General features: G+C 42.6%; 17 protein-coding genes. All 17 read right to left on the minus strand.

The window, feature by feature from the left end; translation table 11 throughout:
* Positions 1 to 2: 2 nt before the first annotated feature.
* The 17 genes from EDD74_RS12545 to EDD74_RS12620 all read right to left on the minus strand — a co-directional run bounded on the left by EDD74_RS12545 (position 3) and on the right by EDD74_RS12620 (position 15,266).
* Positions 3 to 2,099 carry a C40 family peptidase gene (locus EDD74_RS12545; RefSeq protein ID WP_116441984.1) on the minus strand — a complete coding sequence of 699 codons (2,097 nt, stop codon included), beginning with the start codon at positions 2,097 to 2,099 and terminating at the stop codon, positions 3 to 5.
* Positions 2,089 to 2,550 carry a hypothetical protein gene (locus tag EDD74_RS12550; RefSeq protein WP_116441983.1) on the minus strand — a complete coding sequence of 154 codons (462 nt, stop codon included), beginning with the start codon at positions 2,548 to 2,550 and terminating at the stop codon, positions 2,089 to 2,091. Before EDD74_RS12550 ends, EDD74_RS12545 begins: the two co-directional genes overlap by 11 nt.
* A 63-nt stretch (positions 2,551 to 2,613) precedes the next feature.
* Entirely contained in the window at positions 2,614 to 3,471 is an 858-nt protein-coding gene (locus EDD74_RS12555) for a phosphoadenosine phosphosulfate reductase family protein (protein WP_116442504.1), read from the minus strand.
* Between the two features lie 108 nt (positions 3,472 to 3,579).
* On the minus strand, positions 3,580 to 4,920 hold the full coding sequence (locus EDD74_RS12560; protein WP_116441982.1) for an LPD25 domain-containing protein: 1,341 nt from the start codon (positions 4,918 to 4,920) through the stop codon (positions 3,580 to 3,582).
* Positions 4,921 to 5,003: 83 nt separating this feature from the next.
* Positions 5,004 to 5,360 carry a type II toxin-antitoxin system RnlB family antitoxin gene (locus EDD74_RS12565; protein ID WP_132038462.1) on the minus strand — a complete coding sequence of 119 codons (357 nt, stop codon included), beginning with the start codon at positions 5,358 to 5,360 and terminating at the stop codon, positions 5,004 to 5,006.
* Between the two features lie 33 nt (positions 5,361 to 5,393).
* A complete protein-coding gene (locus EDD74_RS12570; protein ID WP_116441980.1) occupies positions 5,394 to 5,720 on the minus strand; it encodes a nucleotidyltransferase family protein in 327 nt (108 codons plus the stop codon).
* 84 nt (positions 5,721 to 5,804) lie between these two features.
* Entirely contained in the window at positions 5,805 to 6,842 is a 1,038-nt protein-coding gene (gene darG, locus EDD74_RS12575) for a type II toxin-antitoxin system antitoxin DNA ADP-ribosyl glycohydrolase DarG (RefSeq protein WP_116441979.1), read from the minus strand.
* Positions 6,843 to 6,860: 18 nt separating this feature from the next.
* Positions 6,861 to 7,457, minus strand: coding sequence for a DarT ssDNA thymidine ADP-ribosyltransferase family protein (locus EDD74_RS12580; RefSeq protein WP_116441978.1), 597 nt, complete (start codon positions 7,455 to 7,457; stop codon positions 6,861 to 6,863).
* Between the two features lie 134 nt (positions 7,458 to 7,591).
* Positions 7,592 to 8,113, minus strand: a complete 522-nt coding sequence (locus EDD74_RS12585; protein ID WP_116441977.1) for a JAB domain-containing protein — start codon at positions 8,111 to 8,113, stop codon at positions 7,592 to 7,594.
* The gene (locus tag EDD74_RS15525) at positions 8,097 to 8,219 is read right to left on the minus strand and encodes a hypothetical protein (protein ID WP_255610470.1); all 123 of its coding nucleotides are present in this window, start codon (positions 8,217 to 8,219) and stop codon (positions 8,097 to 8,099) included. The genes EDD74_RS12585 and EDD74_RS15525 overlap by 17 nt, the downstream gene beginning before the upstream one ends.
* Before the next feature lie 173 nt (positions 8,220 to 8,392).
* Entirely contained in the window at positions 8,393 to 10,759 is a 2,367-nt protein-coding gene (locus EDD74_RS12590; RefSeq protein ID WP_116441976.1) for a VirB4-like conjugal transfer ATPase, CD1110 family, read from the minus strand.
* A gap of 130 nt (positions 10,760 to 10,889) precedes the next feature.
* Positions 10,890 to 11,390 carry a PrgI family protein gene (locus EDD74_RS12595; protein ID WP_055056111.1) on the minus strand — a complete coding sequence of 167 codons (501 nt, stop codon included), beginning with the start codon at positions 11,388 to 11,390 and terminating at the stop codon, positions 10,890 to 10,892.
* A 23-nt stretch (positions 11,391 to 11,413) separates the two neighbouring features.
* Entirely contained in the window at positions 11,414 to 12,226 is an 813-nt protein-coding gene (locus tag EDD74_RS12600) for a DUF4313 domain-containing protein (protein ID WP_116441975.1), read from the minus strand.
* A 17-nt stretch (positions 12,227 to 12,243) separates the two neighbouring features.
* Positions 12,244 to 13,188, minus strand: a complete 945-nt coding sequence (locus EDD74_RS12605; RefSeq protein ID WP_242990167.1) for a DNA-methyltransferase — start codon at positions 13,186 to 13,188, stop codon at positions 12,244 to 12,246.
* Between the two features lie 12 nt (positions 13,189 to 13,200).
* The gene (locus tag EDD74_RS12610; RefSeq protein WP_025577460.1) at positions 13,201 to 14,037 is read right to left on the minus strand and encodes a VirB6/TrbL-like conjugal transfer protein, CD1112 family; all 837 of its coding nucleotides are present in this window, start codon (positions 14,035 to 14,037) and stop codon (positions 13,201 to 13,203) included.
* A 47-nt stretch (positions 14,038 to 14,084) separates the two neighbouring features.
* Entirely contained in the window at positions 14,085 to 14,423 is a 339-nt protein-coding gene (locus EDD74_RS12615; protein ID WP_116441974.1) for a hypothetical protein, read from the minus strand.
* Between the two features lie 111 nt (positions 14,424 to 14,534).
* Complete coding sequence (locus EDD74_RS12620; RefSeq protein WP_116441973.1) at positions 14,535 to 15,266, minus strand: type IV secretory system conjugative DNA transfer family protein; 732 nt, start codon at positions 15,264 to 15,266, stop codon at positions 14,535 to 14,537.
* Positions 15,267 to 15,364: the final 98 nt, after the last annotated feature.

Consider the following 15,364-nt stretch of genomic DNA (forward strand, 5'->3'; position numbering starts at 1 on the left):
TCTTACTGCAAGCGGCTGGGTCTTCCATACAGCCCAATGTTCGACGGATTGAACGGGTCATTCACTACCCCACGTCTGCTGTTGGCTGCATGTACCATTCTGCCATTACCAACATAAATTGCCACATGGGAAATATTTCGGAACTGCCCATTCTGCTCATAAGAATAAAAAATCAGATCTCCCGGCTCCAGTTCGCCTTCTGTAACTTCCAGCCCATGTGTTACCATAAATTCTCCCTGAGTAGAGGCAATCGCCGGAAGGGAAATGCCTACCTCCTGATACAACCGCTGTACCAGGGAACTGCAATCATAATATCCTTCCTCATACCGGTGTTCCTGGCTGTATTTGCAGCCTACCTTCGTCAGTGCCAGATTTGCAACGTCACTTCCTACACCAAAGGAAGGGATCTCATTTCTAAATTCCTCACTCATGACTTCCCTTAACAGTTCTTCTTCTTTTTCTGTCAGCTTTCCAAGCGCAATATAGTCCTCATAATTCAGGTTCTTGACATAGCAGCCCTTCTTTGTTACCGTAATCTCATTTTCGTCCCCATCTGCCAGAAACGCTTCAAAAGTCTGATGTCCCCAGGCAGACGCAGTTGCATGGTCCGCACAGAAAACATCAAATTGTACTCCATACCGGTCAAATGCCCCGGTATCCTCTACGGTATATTCAATCCCATTCATAATGATCCTGGTTCCCATAGGGACAAAGGGATTTTGTGCATCTACTGCAAGAGTATGGTCCGGTTTTGGCATGACACCGGAGGCTGTCGGTCCTCCTGCCCACTGCCCACAACAGATACTGCACTGGCAATAGCCGCTGGTGACAACATTTCCCAGACTTTCCCCTGCCTTTATGGTGGTGGTTATAGTCGTGTTTTCAAAACTGTTCATTTCATCAAAGATTTCCTTCAGCTTGTCCTTATGCCGCTGATCCATATCCACCCCCATATCCCCGGTTCCATACTTCACCATATAGACCATTAAAGTATCATAGTAATTACTCACATAATTCCCGTTTTTCTCATGGAGATAGGTAACTGCCCCGTCTTCCCCATTTTGTCCAAGTTTTGTATTAAAGTCCATGTAGTAACCGCTTAAAACTTCCCGGACGGTAGGGTTCTCCTCAGACGGATTGGGCATGAACGCACCAAGTGGCGAACAGTATAAGAGGAAAAAGATAATCACTACAGGGATTGCCACTACAAGAAGAATACTAAACAGCGGAGCCAAAAGCGCCCCGGCAAACTGGACCACCTTCAGCATAAATACAGAGGCTTTCATCTTTACAATATCTTTTGCCACCTGTGCCAAACTGTCCTGCTGCCCATTTCCGGTGAGCTTATTGATCATATACTGGATTTTCCTCTGCCGGACTGCCTGCTTTTTCTGTTTCTCCATCTGTTTCTTTTTTACTGCTTTTGTTTCTTTGTAAAACTGCTTATTGGTAATCTTCCCATCAGCCTGTTTTACCTTTAATTCCTGCTCTGCCTTTCTATAGTTCCGGTCCTTCCACAGCTTTTCTGCCGGTTTTGCTGCTGTCCCCATGACATAAAGGGAATCATTGACTTCTTCCCCACCCTCTAACTGGGTCAGTATAGCAGCCTCTCCCCGGCGTACCCCCTTTATGGCAGTCTGCTTCGCCAGGGAAGATTTTTTTGTTTCCGCCAGCTTTGCAGCCTGTTCCCTCCGGTACTGTTCCTTTGCCCGGAAACCAGCAGAGGGCTGGCTGTTTGGTGCTGCCCCCTGTTTCATCTGATCCGGCTGTAAGGTTCCCGGTACAGATACGGTACTTTTGGTCTTTCCATTTTGTTTTCTATCTTCTGCTGCTCCCCGGATTGCTGCCTCTTTCCCGACCTGCTTTTTCTTTTCCTTTTGTTTTTCAAACAGCACTTCTCTGCCCTGCTCCGGCTGTTTCCCTTTTTCTGCCCTTTCTTTTTTCTTTCTCTGCCCTAAAAGATCGGCCACCGGCTTAGAAGTAAAAGCAGCTTTCTTTTCCTTTGCAGATAAAATAGGATTTTTCTTATGCACCGACACCTGGGCTTCTTTTTTTAATTTCAGCTCCGGCTCTTTTTCTTTTTTTACCTTAATCTCCAAAGCAGTCCCCCTCTCCGGGGTTTAATTCTTCTGCCTGATACCAAAGCGCCTGAAACAGATACCCCTGTTCTTTTTCTCTGGGTGGTGGTCCGTACTCCTTTTCCAATTCCTGAAAGGCTTCCACAAGGTTTCCGGAAAATTCCTGGTAATCATCTTCTGTCAGGATATATTTTTCACTGAACAATACCTGCTCCAATTCTCCCACTTCTACCAAATGGTCAATGTCTTCCGGGGAAAGTGGCGGTCCCAGTCTGTCATAAGTCTTTTCTTTCAGGTAGGAAAACTGGTAAAATTCCGTCTGCTGCGGTAAAATCTTCTCTTTACTGCCATCAAAGAGCAAAAAAATAGCTTCCGCTTTTAAGAAAACGGAAACCTCAGCCTGCTCACCATATTTTAGTGCCTGCTCCTTAGAAGAAAACTCCAGCCAGTCCGGAATACGGATTTCCAGCATCCAGGCTTCATACTGCAGCCCAAAAGATAATTGATATTTTGCGATAATTCCTCCTCCCTTCCACTACAAATAGTCATAATAAATCTCATTGGTATCTTCATGAAAGGACAATTCATACTGTCCGGGGATACCAGGGTCTTCCATCCACCAACGGAAAAAAGCATCTACATTTCCCCAAATCCTGGAATCACACTGCCTCCCTGCCTTTTTTCTCAGGTCCAGCATTTTTGCAAAAGCGTGCCGGTATGCCCGTTCATAAGTGGGAAATATCTGAAACTCCCGATACCGCTGTTTTCCCGCCATAGGGCAGCCAATACAGCCCACCCGGTAAAATCCCATTTCATAAAGCGGGTTCATGGGGATTTTTTCAGACCGGATATATTCCCAGACGTCCTGATCGCTCCAGTCAATAATGGGATTGCATACATGCTTGCTCCTTGAGAAGCAGGCTTCAAAGAGCCGCCTGGTATCGTCATTGTCATTATTCAAAATGACTGCTCTTGCTTTTCCGTTGGGGACAAAATTTTCATAAATGCCCCTGCTGTTTCTCCGCTTCCGGCTTTCTGCCCACCGGACACCTGTGAGAATGAAACGCCCCGTCCCCCCACTCTCTTTTAAAATCTCACAACAGTAACGTACCGTCCTGGTTGGCGGTATCATTTTCATGGGGATCAGGCTCCACATGGTTATCCGCTGCCCCTTATAATAAGGTTTGTTGATACTACAAGAAATCCCCGCCTGTTCTGCTTTCTGAAACTGCTCCCTTACATAATAAACCGTTTGCGGGGCATCTGCGGTAGTCAGGTTGTGCATCAGTTCAAATGGCACACCGGACCGCCGCACCAGTTCCCTGCATACTGCGCTGTCTTTTCCTCCACTATCCGTCACGACCAAAGGAAGCCCATAGTGCTGCAGGGACATCTGGCTGGCAGTGCGGATACGTTCTATCGCTGTTTTTTCTAAATCCAATTCTGTTTCAGGAGGGAAGATATCTTTTACATGGCCAAAACTCCGCCTCCTTTCCTAATGTTATCTGCCGCCCCTTTTGGGCGGCTCATATCCATTTGCGGCATACGCTTCTACGGTCATACCGTATGACTCTGCTTCCTGTCGTATTTCCTCCATAACCTGTTCCCTGTATGATTTGTCCGGACAGGCAGTTGCAAAATCCCGGATATCCGGCATACAAGGCAGCTCCTTCCCTGTGTTTAGTGCAATCCTGCTTTCCCGGACATAAGCAAGTATGGCTTCCTGATATGCCTTTCGTGATGCGTCCCCCTGCGTCAGCAAAGGGACTTTCTTTTCTATTTCCTGTTCTTCCAGAACCGCTGTTTCCAGTTTTTCCAGGTTGCAGAAATACTGAAGGGCAGGAAGCATCTCCTCCAGTACCCATTTCATTTGCTGTTGTTCATGTTCCCATTCTTCGGTTGTCCTGGCGGTCTGTTTCATAAGCTGCTGCCCTTCTTCTGTATGGAGATAATAATCTGCAAATGCTTTTACATGATCCAGAAGATTTCCTTCCCCGTCACCAAAATCCTGACGCCCGGTATAAGACATGACTTCCCCCTCTGAGAGAAAACAGATTTCAAAATGTGTTTTGTAATAACCTGCCATATCTTTCTCTTCCACTGCCTGCCGATCCAGCTTTCCAAACAATTCTACCGCTTGATTTAATGGCATGGCTTCTTCCAATGGAATGTCCGGGTGTTCACTGATCCGCACATACACAAAAGGTTTCAAGTCCACCGGCGGAATGAGTTTTGCCTGTTCCAGTGTTATCTTTAGCTTGTCTGCCTGTTCTTTCAGCTCTGGTTTCTGCTCAAACATCTTGCTTCCCAGCCACCTGCTGTATTCCTCTTTTCCATCTTGACATAAGGCTTTCCATATAATAGCTTCCTTATGTTCTGCTTCTTTCGGATAAAAGGTATGGTAAAAATCAGGATCAAGATTTTGTTCCAGTTTTATCATTTCATCTGCAAAATCAGCAGCGTCCATGCTCTTTTCTGTTAAAATCCCTTTGGTGTCCACGACTTTTGTTTCTGGAAGATAAGCGCTCAGTTCCCTGGCAGCCCTTAAAAGCTCAGGGTATTCCTTGAAACCATAAACTTCCACTAAAAAATCCACATCTAACTTGCCGCCGGAAACCAGTGGAAAGTCCAATGGAATACCATCTTCCTCCTCCACATGAAGCCCAATCCCTTTTCCTGCATTCAGCCTTTCAGAAGGAATACTCTGATAATACTTTACTGCTTCTTCTGCACTTTGAATATCCTCCCTGTATTCTCCATAACGGTTAAATTCCATACATTCTGCCACATAATACGTTGCCAAACGTCCGGTGGCATTCTCGCCCATCTCACCTTTTTCCACGTAGCAATACCTCCTTTTCACGCACAAAAAAAGCACTACCGTTTTTAGCGATAATGCTCTTTGTGTTACTTCTTATTTTCTTTTTAAATGATACAGCCATGCTCAATCAGCTTCTGCTGTCTGGTCGTTAAAATAGAATATTCAAGGCCTTCCCTGTCTTGATACAGGTAAAAACAAACAGGTTCCCTTAATTTACTCTTTTTCGGGACAAGTTCAAAGGCAAATTGTCCACTGTCAAACTTGGCACCATCAAAATATCCCTGAATAAACCGTTCTTCCGTATTCCCACTATGTAGCAATTCATCAATCATTACTACACCGATATAGTGTTTTTCCCTTAACGAAGCCTCAATCTCTGCAAGGTAATCAAAAGGAGGTTCGCTAGTCTTCATAACCACAAGGATATTTTCTTTTTCTTCTACAAGTTCAAAAGTTTCCATTCGCTTTTCCTCATAAAATCTTAGATAAATCAATCATGCCGCCTTCCATAATACAATGCCTTCTTCATTCACATTCTTATAAAACGGAGTGACCATTTCCCATTTTTTAAAAACTGCATAGTCAATATCAATGACTGAAAATACCTTATCGTATTTTAAGTTTAAATCTACAACCAGATCTGACAGCTTATCTTCTGTACTCTCATTCAGATTTCCATTTAAAAGTAAAGCAACATCTACATCTGATTCCGAAGTATTCGTTCCTCTTGCATAAGAACCATATAATACAATCCGAATAACCTGGGTATTAAAAATAGCAAGAATTCCTTCTACTAATTCGTTTAATCCAGTTATATCCATAAGCTGTCCCTCTTCTCTGGTTTTGCTATACTGCCCATTTTAGAATGTCAACACATTTCCCGAAAGCATTCTTTTTCTTGTTGCTTATCTGTAAGAAAGATACTCTGAAATGCAATAGCTTCCTGTAATATCTCGTTCTATCACACCGGTCTGCTCTAAGCATTCCATATATTTCTTTATTTCATCTTCTGAAAAACGGGCTGCCTTATCCTCTGACCACTGTTTAAATTCAGATACAATCTGGCTGGCATCAATCCTTGAAAAAGTCTGGATTAAATAAGTTACCGTTGCCAGTCCTTCCAATTCATGATCACTTTCTATCCCATTCACATAAGCAACCGCTTTTTCGATTGCAGGCATAAGACGGTTTAATAACTTTGTTGTTTTTTCACTACAGATTACCTGATAAGCTAACTGATACGTTGATTCCGTATCTTTCAAGCCATAAAAACTCTGATACTCTCCGATATTTCTACTAACTATATCAATGGAGTGAGCATAGGGACCATATTTATACTTCTGAAACGAAAAATATGGTTCTTCCAGATACAAATTCATAAAATATGCGGCTTTTTGCAGACGAAGTTTTGTACAACGGTTCAGCCCCATTTTTATTTTCATCAGAACTAAACTGGCTGCTGTAAGTTTAGGCGCAACCGCTGCCTTCTGTACATAATTTCTCTGTGGCTCATAAATCAAAAATGTAAAATTATCAGCGATTGGTTCTAATTTCTTTTGTATCAGTTCTTTTACTGTCTGCCAATCCAACCCACCATTTCCACACCCCAGTGGTGGAATGGCTACTAATTTCACATGCAATCCCGGAAGTCGTTCTACCAAAACGTCTAACGCTGTTTCTATATAGCTTATTTTAGAATTTTCACGCCATTTATCTTTCGTTGGAAAGTTTACAATCGTAATACCATTCTCTACAAATGTATGGATTGTCCCAACATGCAGTGTTTTATCTTTGCAGGCTTTTATATAGGCTTTATTATTTTCTGGAAATTTCAGCTTGAACTGATACGCAACTCCCTTTCCCATGTAGCCCTCACAGTTGACTGTATTAACTAAACACTCTGCACCAGACTGAAACATATCTCCAGTTGTGTATTTAATCAACACAACCACCTCCTCTCGTTACTCAAACCATTGGGGCATCACCGTAATAAATGGCGGTGGAAAGATAACACCTTTCTGTTTGAGCATATCTGCTACTTTGTTTTCAGTTTCTTTCGATGAAACATAGATACACTGGAAAGCATCAACTGGAATAACCAATGGGCTCAGGCATTCCGCCATCTTTATCTGTCTGGCATCCTCGTCATTCTGCCCTACTCTGGTAAGGATATCCCAGTCAATCATTTCAAAGCCTTCGTCATAATCGTATAGCTGGCACTCTTCCAATGCCAATGGGTGCTTAGGCAAAATACGGAAATTATTGCGTCTTGCCAAACTTCTGGTAATACAAATATAAATCATTTCTTCGCCCACATGCGTTTTTTTCACAGCCACATCAAAAGCTGAATATGGGTGAAAATGAAATGGAATATATTCGTCCAGACCTAAAACTTCTCTCTTACGTATAATTTCCGGATCTGCAACATCTCCAAACGTTACTGTATTCTCCCTTAAAATCTTTCTTGGCACAAGTCCAAAGTCAATGATCGATTCCAGGTTTTTTAACTCTGTTAAATGATATAGAAGTTTCCCTTCTTTCGCATCTTTTAATCCCATTGTTCTCCTCCTAGTATAACACACTTTAAACTTTAATCACAGAGCTTTTGTATGTTCCGTCGATGTGTTTGTTTCCATAAACAAATTTTCCTTTGTACCCATTATATGGTTCCAGTATTGATACGTCAATCCCATTAACGTGCCTTCTCTTTCTCACTCTTTGCATAAGGAAGAGATTGCTCTGCTGCTACTTCTTCCATTTGAAAGTATTCTGGCAGTATATTTTCTTCCCGGAAACTAAAATACCGGTTCTCAGCCACCACGATATGATCCAGCACCTCAATCCCCATAAGATTGCCTGCTTCTGCCAATCGCTTTGTCACTTCTATATCATGCCGGCTTGGTTCTGGATCACCGGAAGGGTGGTTATGTGCCAAAATGATATTACTGGCATTGGATAAAATTGCAGATTTGAATACTTCTCTTGGGTGAACCAGTACACTATTTAGCGTTCCCATACCTACCACGTTGACGTTAATGACCTGGCTTTTTGTCCGAAGGTTCAAAATACAGAACATTTCCCGGTCACAATCTTTTAAAAAATCCTGAAAGAGTTCTGCCACATCACAGGGATTTTTTAATTTTTTACTGCTGTATAGAGGTGGTTCTTCCACCAGGCGTATACTTACCACATCTATTTTATGTGTCCTCTCCATGTTCTTCCTTTCCAAAACAAATCTCCAGCATAATTCCCTCCGGCAGATTTTTTAAAAGTCTTTCCAACTGTTCTAAATTCATTTCTATTTGATATGTTTCGGCCATTCTGCCACCTTTCCCATGATATACAAAAAGAGTGCCTGATGAAACACTGCACTCTTTTTGTACTATCCTTTTTCTACTTTACCGACTTATAATTTTGCTGTTGCCCAATTCTTTTTCTCGTCTGTCATACCTTTTCCTTTACAGATAAAAGAAAAAGTTCCTTTCAATTTACATTACTCCTGCTTTGTCTGCAACGCCTTTTCGTGAAGGTTGGTATTGAAAAGCGCATACAGCGGATTATCTTCTTTTTCCATACGGTTATCAAATGGAATACAGGTATTTCCATACTTAATGATCCCCGTACCGGAAGGAGAATTATCTACATATTTTAGCTGTGCTTCTGGAATTCCTGCTGCAGTGGATAATTCCTGACTGTCTACATTGGACTGCTTTAACAGGGCAATAAATTCACTGTTTCCCAGCATGGTCATTGCTGTATAATTCTGCAGCATATCAACTAAATTTTGGGTGATTCCAGTGCATAATCCGCCTTGTTTCCTCACTTTTTTCCAGAGGCTGAACAAAAATTTCGCACTATATTCCCGGTCAAGAACGGTATGGAACTCATCTATATAAAGCCAGGTTGCCCTTCCTTTCTTTGCGTTTTCTGCAATCCGGGCACTGATATTTTCCAACATGACCAGAGTGGAAATGGCTCCCAGCTCTTTCCCCAGATCCCTTGTACCATAAACAATGAACCTTGCCTGTACATTCACATTGGTATGGTTATTGAAAATATTTAAAGAGCCATTTACAAACAGCTCTAACGATAAGGCAATATCCTTTGCCTCTTCCTCCGGCTGCTCCAACAGTAGCTCATAAAATTCTGACATGGTAGGGATATGCTTTTCCCTTGCCTTTGCAATGTCAATATACAGCTTTCGTACACAACGGTCTATAATGGATTTATGGCGGCTGTTTAGATTATCCCCGTAACACTGTTCACACAGCCCCAGCATAAATTCCCCTTTATCCCGGATATATCCCTGGGAATCGTTTAAATCCAGCGCCCAGACGTCCATCTCCAAAGGATTGATGTAATTCTTTGTATAGGTAGACAGGTTAATGATTGCCGCCTGGTTTCCCAGGGCTTCTGCAATATCAAAATATTCCAGTGTCGGGTCGATACAGATAATATCATCATCTGTTCCTAAGAACACCTGCAGCATTTCTGACTTACTGAAATAGGATTTTCCGGAGCCGGGGACACCGAATACCATTCCATTTCCATTTGCCAGTTTTTTCCGATTTCCAATGCAAAGGTTATGAGAAACCTGGTTAATGCCATAGCAGACACCGGACTTTTCGTTTAATTCCTGTACATTAAAGGGAAGAAGGGCTGCAATATCCCTGGTGAGCATGGTCCGCATTGTGCTGATCTGCCGGTTTCCCACTGGAAGTATGGTATTCATAGCTTCCCTCTGCTGATAATAGTGGGTTTCAATCTGGCACATGCGTCCATTACCGATATTTTTAATGGTTTCGGTTACACTGTCTAACTCCTTCTTGTCCTCTGCCATGATCAGGAAATTAACCCCTGTATAAAACAGGTTCTGGTCATTTTCCCGCACGTCATCCATAAGATTTACAATCTTCTCCTTCTGGACTTTCTTGATATGGGAAATGTCACTGGAAAAGTCGTTATTTTTATTACGGACTCTCTGCTGCTTTAAAATATCATTTTCAATGCCCAAATATTTCTTCTGAAGAACCTTATTTGCCAGCTCTTTTGGTACTGGTACAATACAGATTGTGGTGATGCTATGAACCGGAAGGCTGGTAATCTCATTTAAAAAGGTATCCGATAAAGAAGAGGGATATTTTTTAATGAATAATGCCCTGCATTTTTTCCGTTCCGTTTCAAAATAGCCGGGGTAAAACTGCATATACCCTGGTGAAATATCGTTTTTAGGATCACCGCCCTTTTTTAATGCCTGTCTGAAATCAAAGGAGAATTGTTCTTCTTCCCCTATACGGTAAAAATTGAAAAGCACCCGCAGCCGCTCTTCTGCATTTAATTCTTCAATGCAGGAACCCAGTTCTCCGAAGTTCTGTTTTAAGGTAGCTTCAAAAGTGGCAAAAAATGCTTTTGCCTGTTCGTAGGATTTCCGTTCTACACATACAGTCAGCAGTTTTTCCTGTTCAATCCCCTGCCTTCCATCTACAATGCGCTTTTCAATGATTTGGTTATAGCTTCCACGCAGCCAGTTAAAACCATCTCCTTTTTCCTGGAAAAGAACATGCTCCCGGAAATCCTGCATATTTTTATTCCGGTTAAAAATGGTAATAAGAAAATATACATCAATGGCATTTATCGTCTTACAATACTGCTTTAAAATCCGCATCTGCTCTTCCACACCTGCGGTTACATAATTAATGTCCAAAAAGCGGTATGTCCTGGAGTATACCCCCTTCCCTACTTCAAAAATGCCATTTTCTGCAATTCTCCCAATCCCCATGACTTCCTGAAGATATTTCGGGGATTTTACTGCTTTATCTGCTTTTTTTAACTGGTCAAACTTATCTGAAAAAATTGACAATCTCTAATTTCCTCCTTTCAGGCAGATGGGACCACAAACACAGCAGCTTCCATCTGCCGCTACATGTCTGTGTATCCCTCTCCTGAAATGGAGAGCAGGCGCTATTTCACGCCTTGATTGAATATTCTGGTCAACGGTACATCTTATACCACACCGCTGCTGCCGCACCAAGTACAATCATTACTACCGTTACGATCCCCATACGGATTGCCTTCTTTTTCACCACGTTGACGTCACCACCTTTCTTCTCTTTTTTCTGTTCCTTTTTCCTTTGCTGTACTTCCCGTTCTTCTTCCTGACGGGTTTCCATATAAATCTGTTTCAGTTCCTGCACCGATTCCGTAGAGCCATACACCAAAGGGCGGTTAAAAAAGGAAAAATAAATCATCTTCCCTGCAAACTGCCAGAATGTCAGCCCATGATAGTTATAAAACCCAGTCAGTGCCAGAGGTACAACAAAAGGGGTTGCCACATAACAGCTCAAAGTAATCCCGATTTTTTCATACAAAAGCAGGACAATCCCCGTTCCTACGCCCAATGCCAATGCCGAAAACAAAAATTGTTTTGCTGTAAGTCCTAGAACCAGGGATTCTTTATAGTGCTGTAGATCCTCACTTAATTCAATCTCCATACATAACCTCCTGTATCTGTTTTTTATCTGCTCTGTCTTCGCTCTTCCTGCATGGTTTTCTGTAATCCATGTTGATTACAAAAGGCGGCAACCCCAGCCTGGTCAAACTTACGCAGCTCCTCCAGATGAAATTCCACCACCGCATACTGCCTCATACCGGATTGTGCTTTCCAGGGAAGCAGTGTTCCCAGTCCATGCTCCTGAATAAATTGGATATTTTCCTTACTAAAATCACCGCTGATACAGGCAGTTCCAGGTTCCAGGCAATATCCGGGAAGATTTACGGTCAAATCTGAAAACGGTTCCCACGCCCCATCTTCCCTGCTATACAGTTCCACATAAAGGTTCTGGTTTATTGCGTAATAATCTACCCTAAGTGCCAGTTCTTCGGTTCCATACGCCCATTGAAAATCTGCTGTTTTGATTTCCTTTTGAAATTCTGGATTTTTTACTTCTCCCCGTTCCTGGTATGCCTGTTCATAGGCTGCATATCCCTCCGGGTCCAATTTCTTTAAAGTTTCTTCCTGAAATTCAAACAGTGGATATTCCATACAGCCAGAACAGCAGATTTCTTCTTTTAACTGTCCAAGCCCGTTTTTTTTGATAAATTCTACGATCTGCTCCAGATCATAGCCTGGGAGCAAAAAGGTCTGGTTCTTTTCCAGCGGTATTCCCATGTCTGTGGTCAATTCAAAAAGTTTCCATATCTCTTCCTCATTTTCCGTAAACACACAAACTTTGATGTTTTTATCAGCCGGATAAGTTGCAACTTCCAGCCAGACCTCATAGCTCTCCCCATTGCCAAAATCCAGGCTGAGTTTTTCTTCCTGTTCCACTTACATGTCCTCCCTTCTTACCGGCTCCTGCTCTTTGCAGACAGAAGCCTTTCTTTTCCTTTTTCAAAATATTCTTCATTAATTTCAATGCAGATTGCATTCCGTTCACTGGAAAGTGCTGCTTCCCCCAGGGAAAATGAACCTGCAAACTGGTCCAGTACCCACTCCTTTTCTTCTGTTACAAATCCAAGGATCTGCTGCAAAAGTTCCACTGGCTTTTCTGCCTGATGAATACGGGCGTTTTTCCCTGGCGGTTCAATGTCAAAGACCGTTGGAAGCATTCCCCTGGCGCCTGACATATAGTGGGATATTCCTGGCTCCGCCTTATCCTTTTTCGCATCTGGGCGTAAATTCCTTGCCTTTCCTTTCGTAAAAAATGCAATCTCCTCCGTATTTTTGGATTTTCTTCCCGTATTGGCAACAAAATTTCCTTTTTTCCAGGCGACTTTTGCATAATATTCAAGTCCTGCTTCTTTCGCCATTTTTTTCATCTGATAGAGGTATTCATAATTTTCCCCGTTTTCTTCCGGCATGAACTCTACCAGAAAGCACCCTTTTTTCAACACCCGGTATTTTTCATCAAAGTCTTCCTGCGTATATTGAAAACATTCATAGGCCGCAAAATCCCGGTTTCCCCCTTTCAGGCTTTTTTTTAGGTCATAAGCATGGTCTGTAATAATGGCATCTATACTGTTATCTTTTAAAAAGCTCAAATCCCTGCCATTTCCCTGAACCAGCATACAAGTTACCTCTTCTCCGTCCTGTTCTTTGGTAACCGTATAGACTCCTTTGGCTACCCTGGAAAAAAGCCCCTTTTCTATCCCCTCATAAATTCTTGCCCGGATACTGGGTTCTTTTACCTCTTTTACCTGTTCTACACAAGCCACTGCTTCTTTGAGGCTGAAGCATTCTGCGTCCTGAAAATATTCAAATAGTGTCATCTGTATCCCTTTTTCCTGCACAATCCTTTCCTCCTACAATCCCAGTGCCCTGGAAGTCAGGTTCTGCGCCCCTTTTACAGTGCCTACCGTCAGCGCAACCGTAAAGGTCATTTCCCCCAAATAAATCAGGGTTTTGGCCCAGTCCTCATAATCTCCGGTAAAAGTCGGAAGACCGGAAGAAATAAACTGGTTACACAAAAGGATTGCCAGTGCCATTGTGACTGCCTCAAAAACAACACTGATAAAATATTTCATATAGGCTACAAAGGTATTGCTAAGCCCCCGGTTTCCAGCCAGGGTACTGCTGGCAATCGCCCCAAAAGGTACAATTACCATGATTTTCAAAAAGCGGAAATAAACATTGTACAGCAGGAAGAAACCACAGATAATAACGATTAAAGACAGGAAAACAGCAAGTATCAAAAACACGATACTGGTTCCAAATCCCAAATCTTTGATTACTTCTGCCTGCGCCGGGTCAATGGATAACTCCACACTCTGGTTTTGCCCCAAATGCCCCACCAGATTTCCACAGGAAGTAAACAGGGCTTTCATAATGGTAATGTTATAAGATACCAGCCACTGTGCAATGGCAACCCGGATAAACATACGAAGAATTGCTTCAAACCGGATTTCTTCCCGGATATCTACCGACTCTGCACAAAATCCAATAACGAAAAAAAGGACTACCAGGGCAGAGCCTATCCCAACAAAAAGGGGTTCAATCCCTTCAATGATCCCCCAGGGCCCGCCTCCTTTGAACCCGGTAGGGGACTGTCCTAAAAGTTCAAATACGAGGCTGACCTGGTTATTCCAAAATCCAAACACGATTTCCAAAAGTGCAAGGATCGCCTCTCCTAAATTAAACATCACTTCACCTCTCTTCTTATCTGCTTATCTCAAAAAGAAGAACGGTTTTAGCTGATTCCCAGGAAAGTAAGAACGGAGGAAATGGCTGCCATAATAAGCCCTGCAACAATTCCTTTAATAGCACTGTTCATAGAAGAGCTGTCCTGCTGCTGGTAAGCCTGTGCAAATTCCATCACGTTTTTTGCCAGGATAATCACACCCACCGCACCGATAATACTGATCACCAGCGTCTTTAAGTTCATAAGCGGCTGTGTTACGTCACTTACCCCGGAAGCCATGACAGTCTGGGGGAACAGGGAAACAGTGGCAGCGCTTACTGCCAGGACTCCCGGTAGAGATTTTTTCAAGCGGTTCTGTTTCTTTCTGATAACCTCTTTGATCTTCATATCTTTTTACTCCTTTTCATGTGATTGATACCGCATTACGCAAAAAGACAGATTTTTGAAAACCTGCCCTGCGTAATGCAAAAACTACAGGTTTCCAAAAATCTGCCTTCTTTAATCCGAGGCTGTTTCTTTTGTAAATTTTTTACGGATTTCCTTCATCTTTTCAGCACTGTTTTTTGTATCTGCCATTTGAAGGATTTTATCATACGAAATTTCAGCACCAATGGCAAGCATGATTTCTCCCAACTGTTCCTCATTATAAACATGGCTTTCCAATAATTCAGAAAGTTTTTCTTCCTCTGTCTGTACCGGTTTTTCCGTTTTCTTCGGCGGCCTCACCTCCTCTACCGTTCTCTTCTTCTGGTTCTCTTTCAGCTCTTCCTCCGAAAAAATCTTCTTAGGAATAGGCTCATAAGAAAAAATTTCGTCAAAAGACAGTTCCACAATCTGGACATCTTCTCCCTGTTCCTTTTTCTTCTTATAATAATCCAGGGATTCTTCACTTAAAATCTGTACCGCCTGTTTTTTTGCAGCCATTCTGTCATGGATATAAGGCGCTGCCCCGCCATCTTCTGTTTCCGAAAATCTGGAGTGTGCAAAAGTATTGTATTTCTTATCAATAATAGGATCACAACCCCTGATTAACAAAATACACTCTGAGTTATCCAGCTTTCGGGTTTCGTCCGGTGTCAAAAGCTCACGCCCCAGCACATCATAATTCCGGGAACTGCTCCCTTGCCGGCCTTTGGTTTCCCCACTGCTTTTTTTATCAATGGTTCCTTTTCCCAGGGACTCACTGATATACTTATGCGTGGACTGTTCATTCCCACCAAGATATACCAGAGAATCATGAGGTAAGCTTCAGCTCATCCTTCGAAAAGGACTTGCATCCACTCCCTCCCAAACCGCACGTACACCTCTCGATGTATACGGCTTTCCGC

This window comes from Faecalimonas umbilicata (assembly GCF_004346095.1).
GTDB lineage: Bacteria > Bacillota > Clostridia > Lachnospirales > Lachnospiraceae > Faecalimonas > Faecalimonas umbilicata.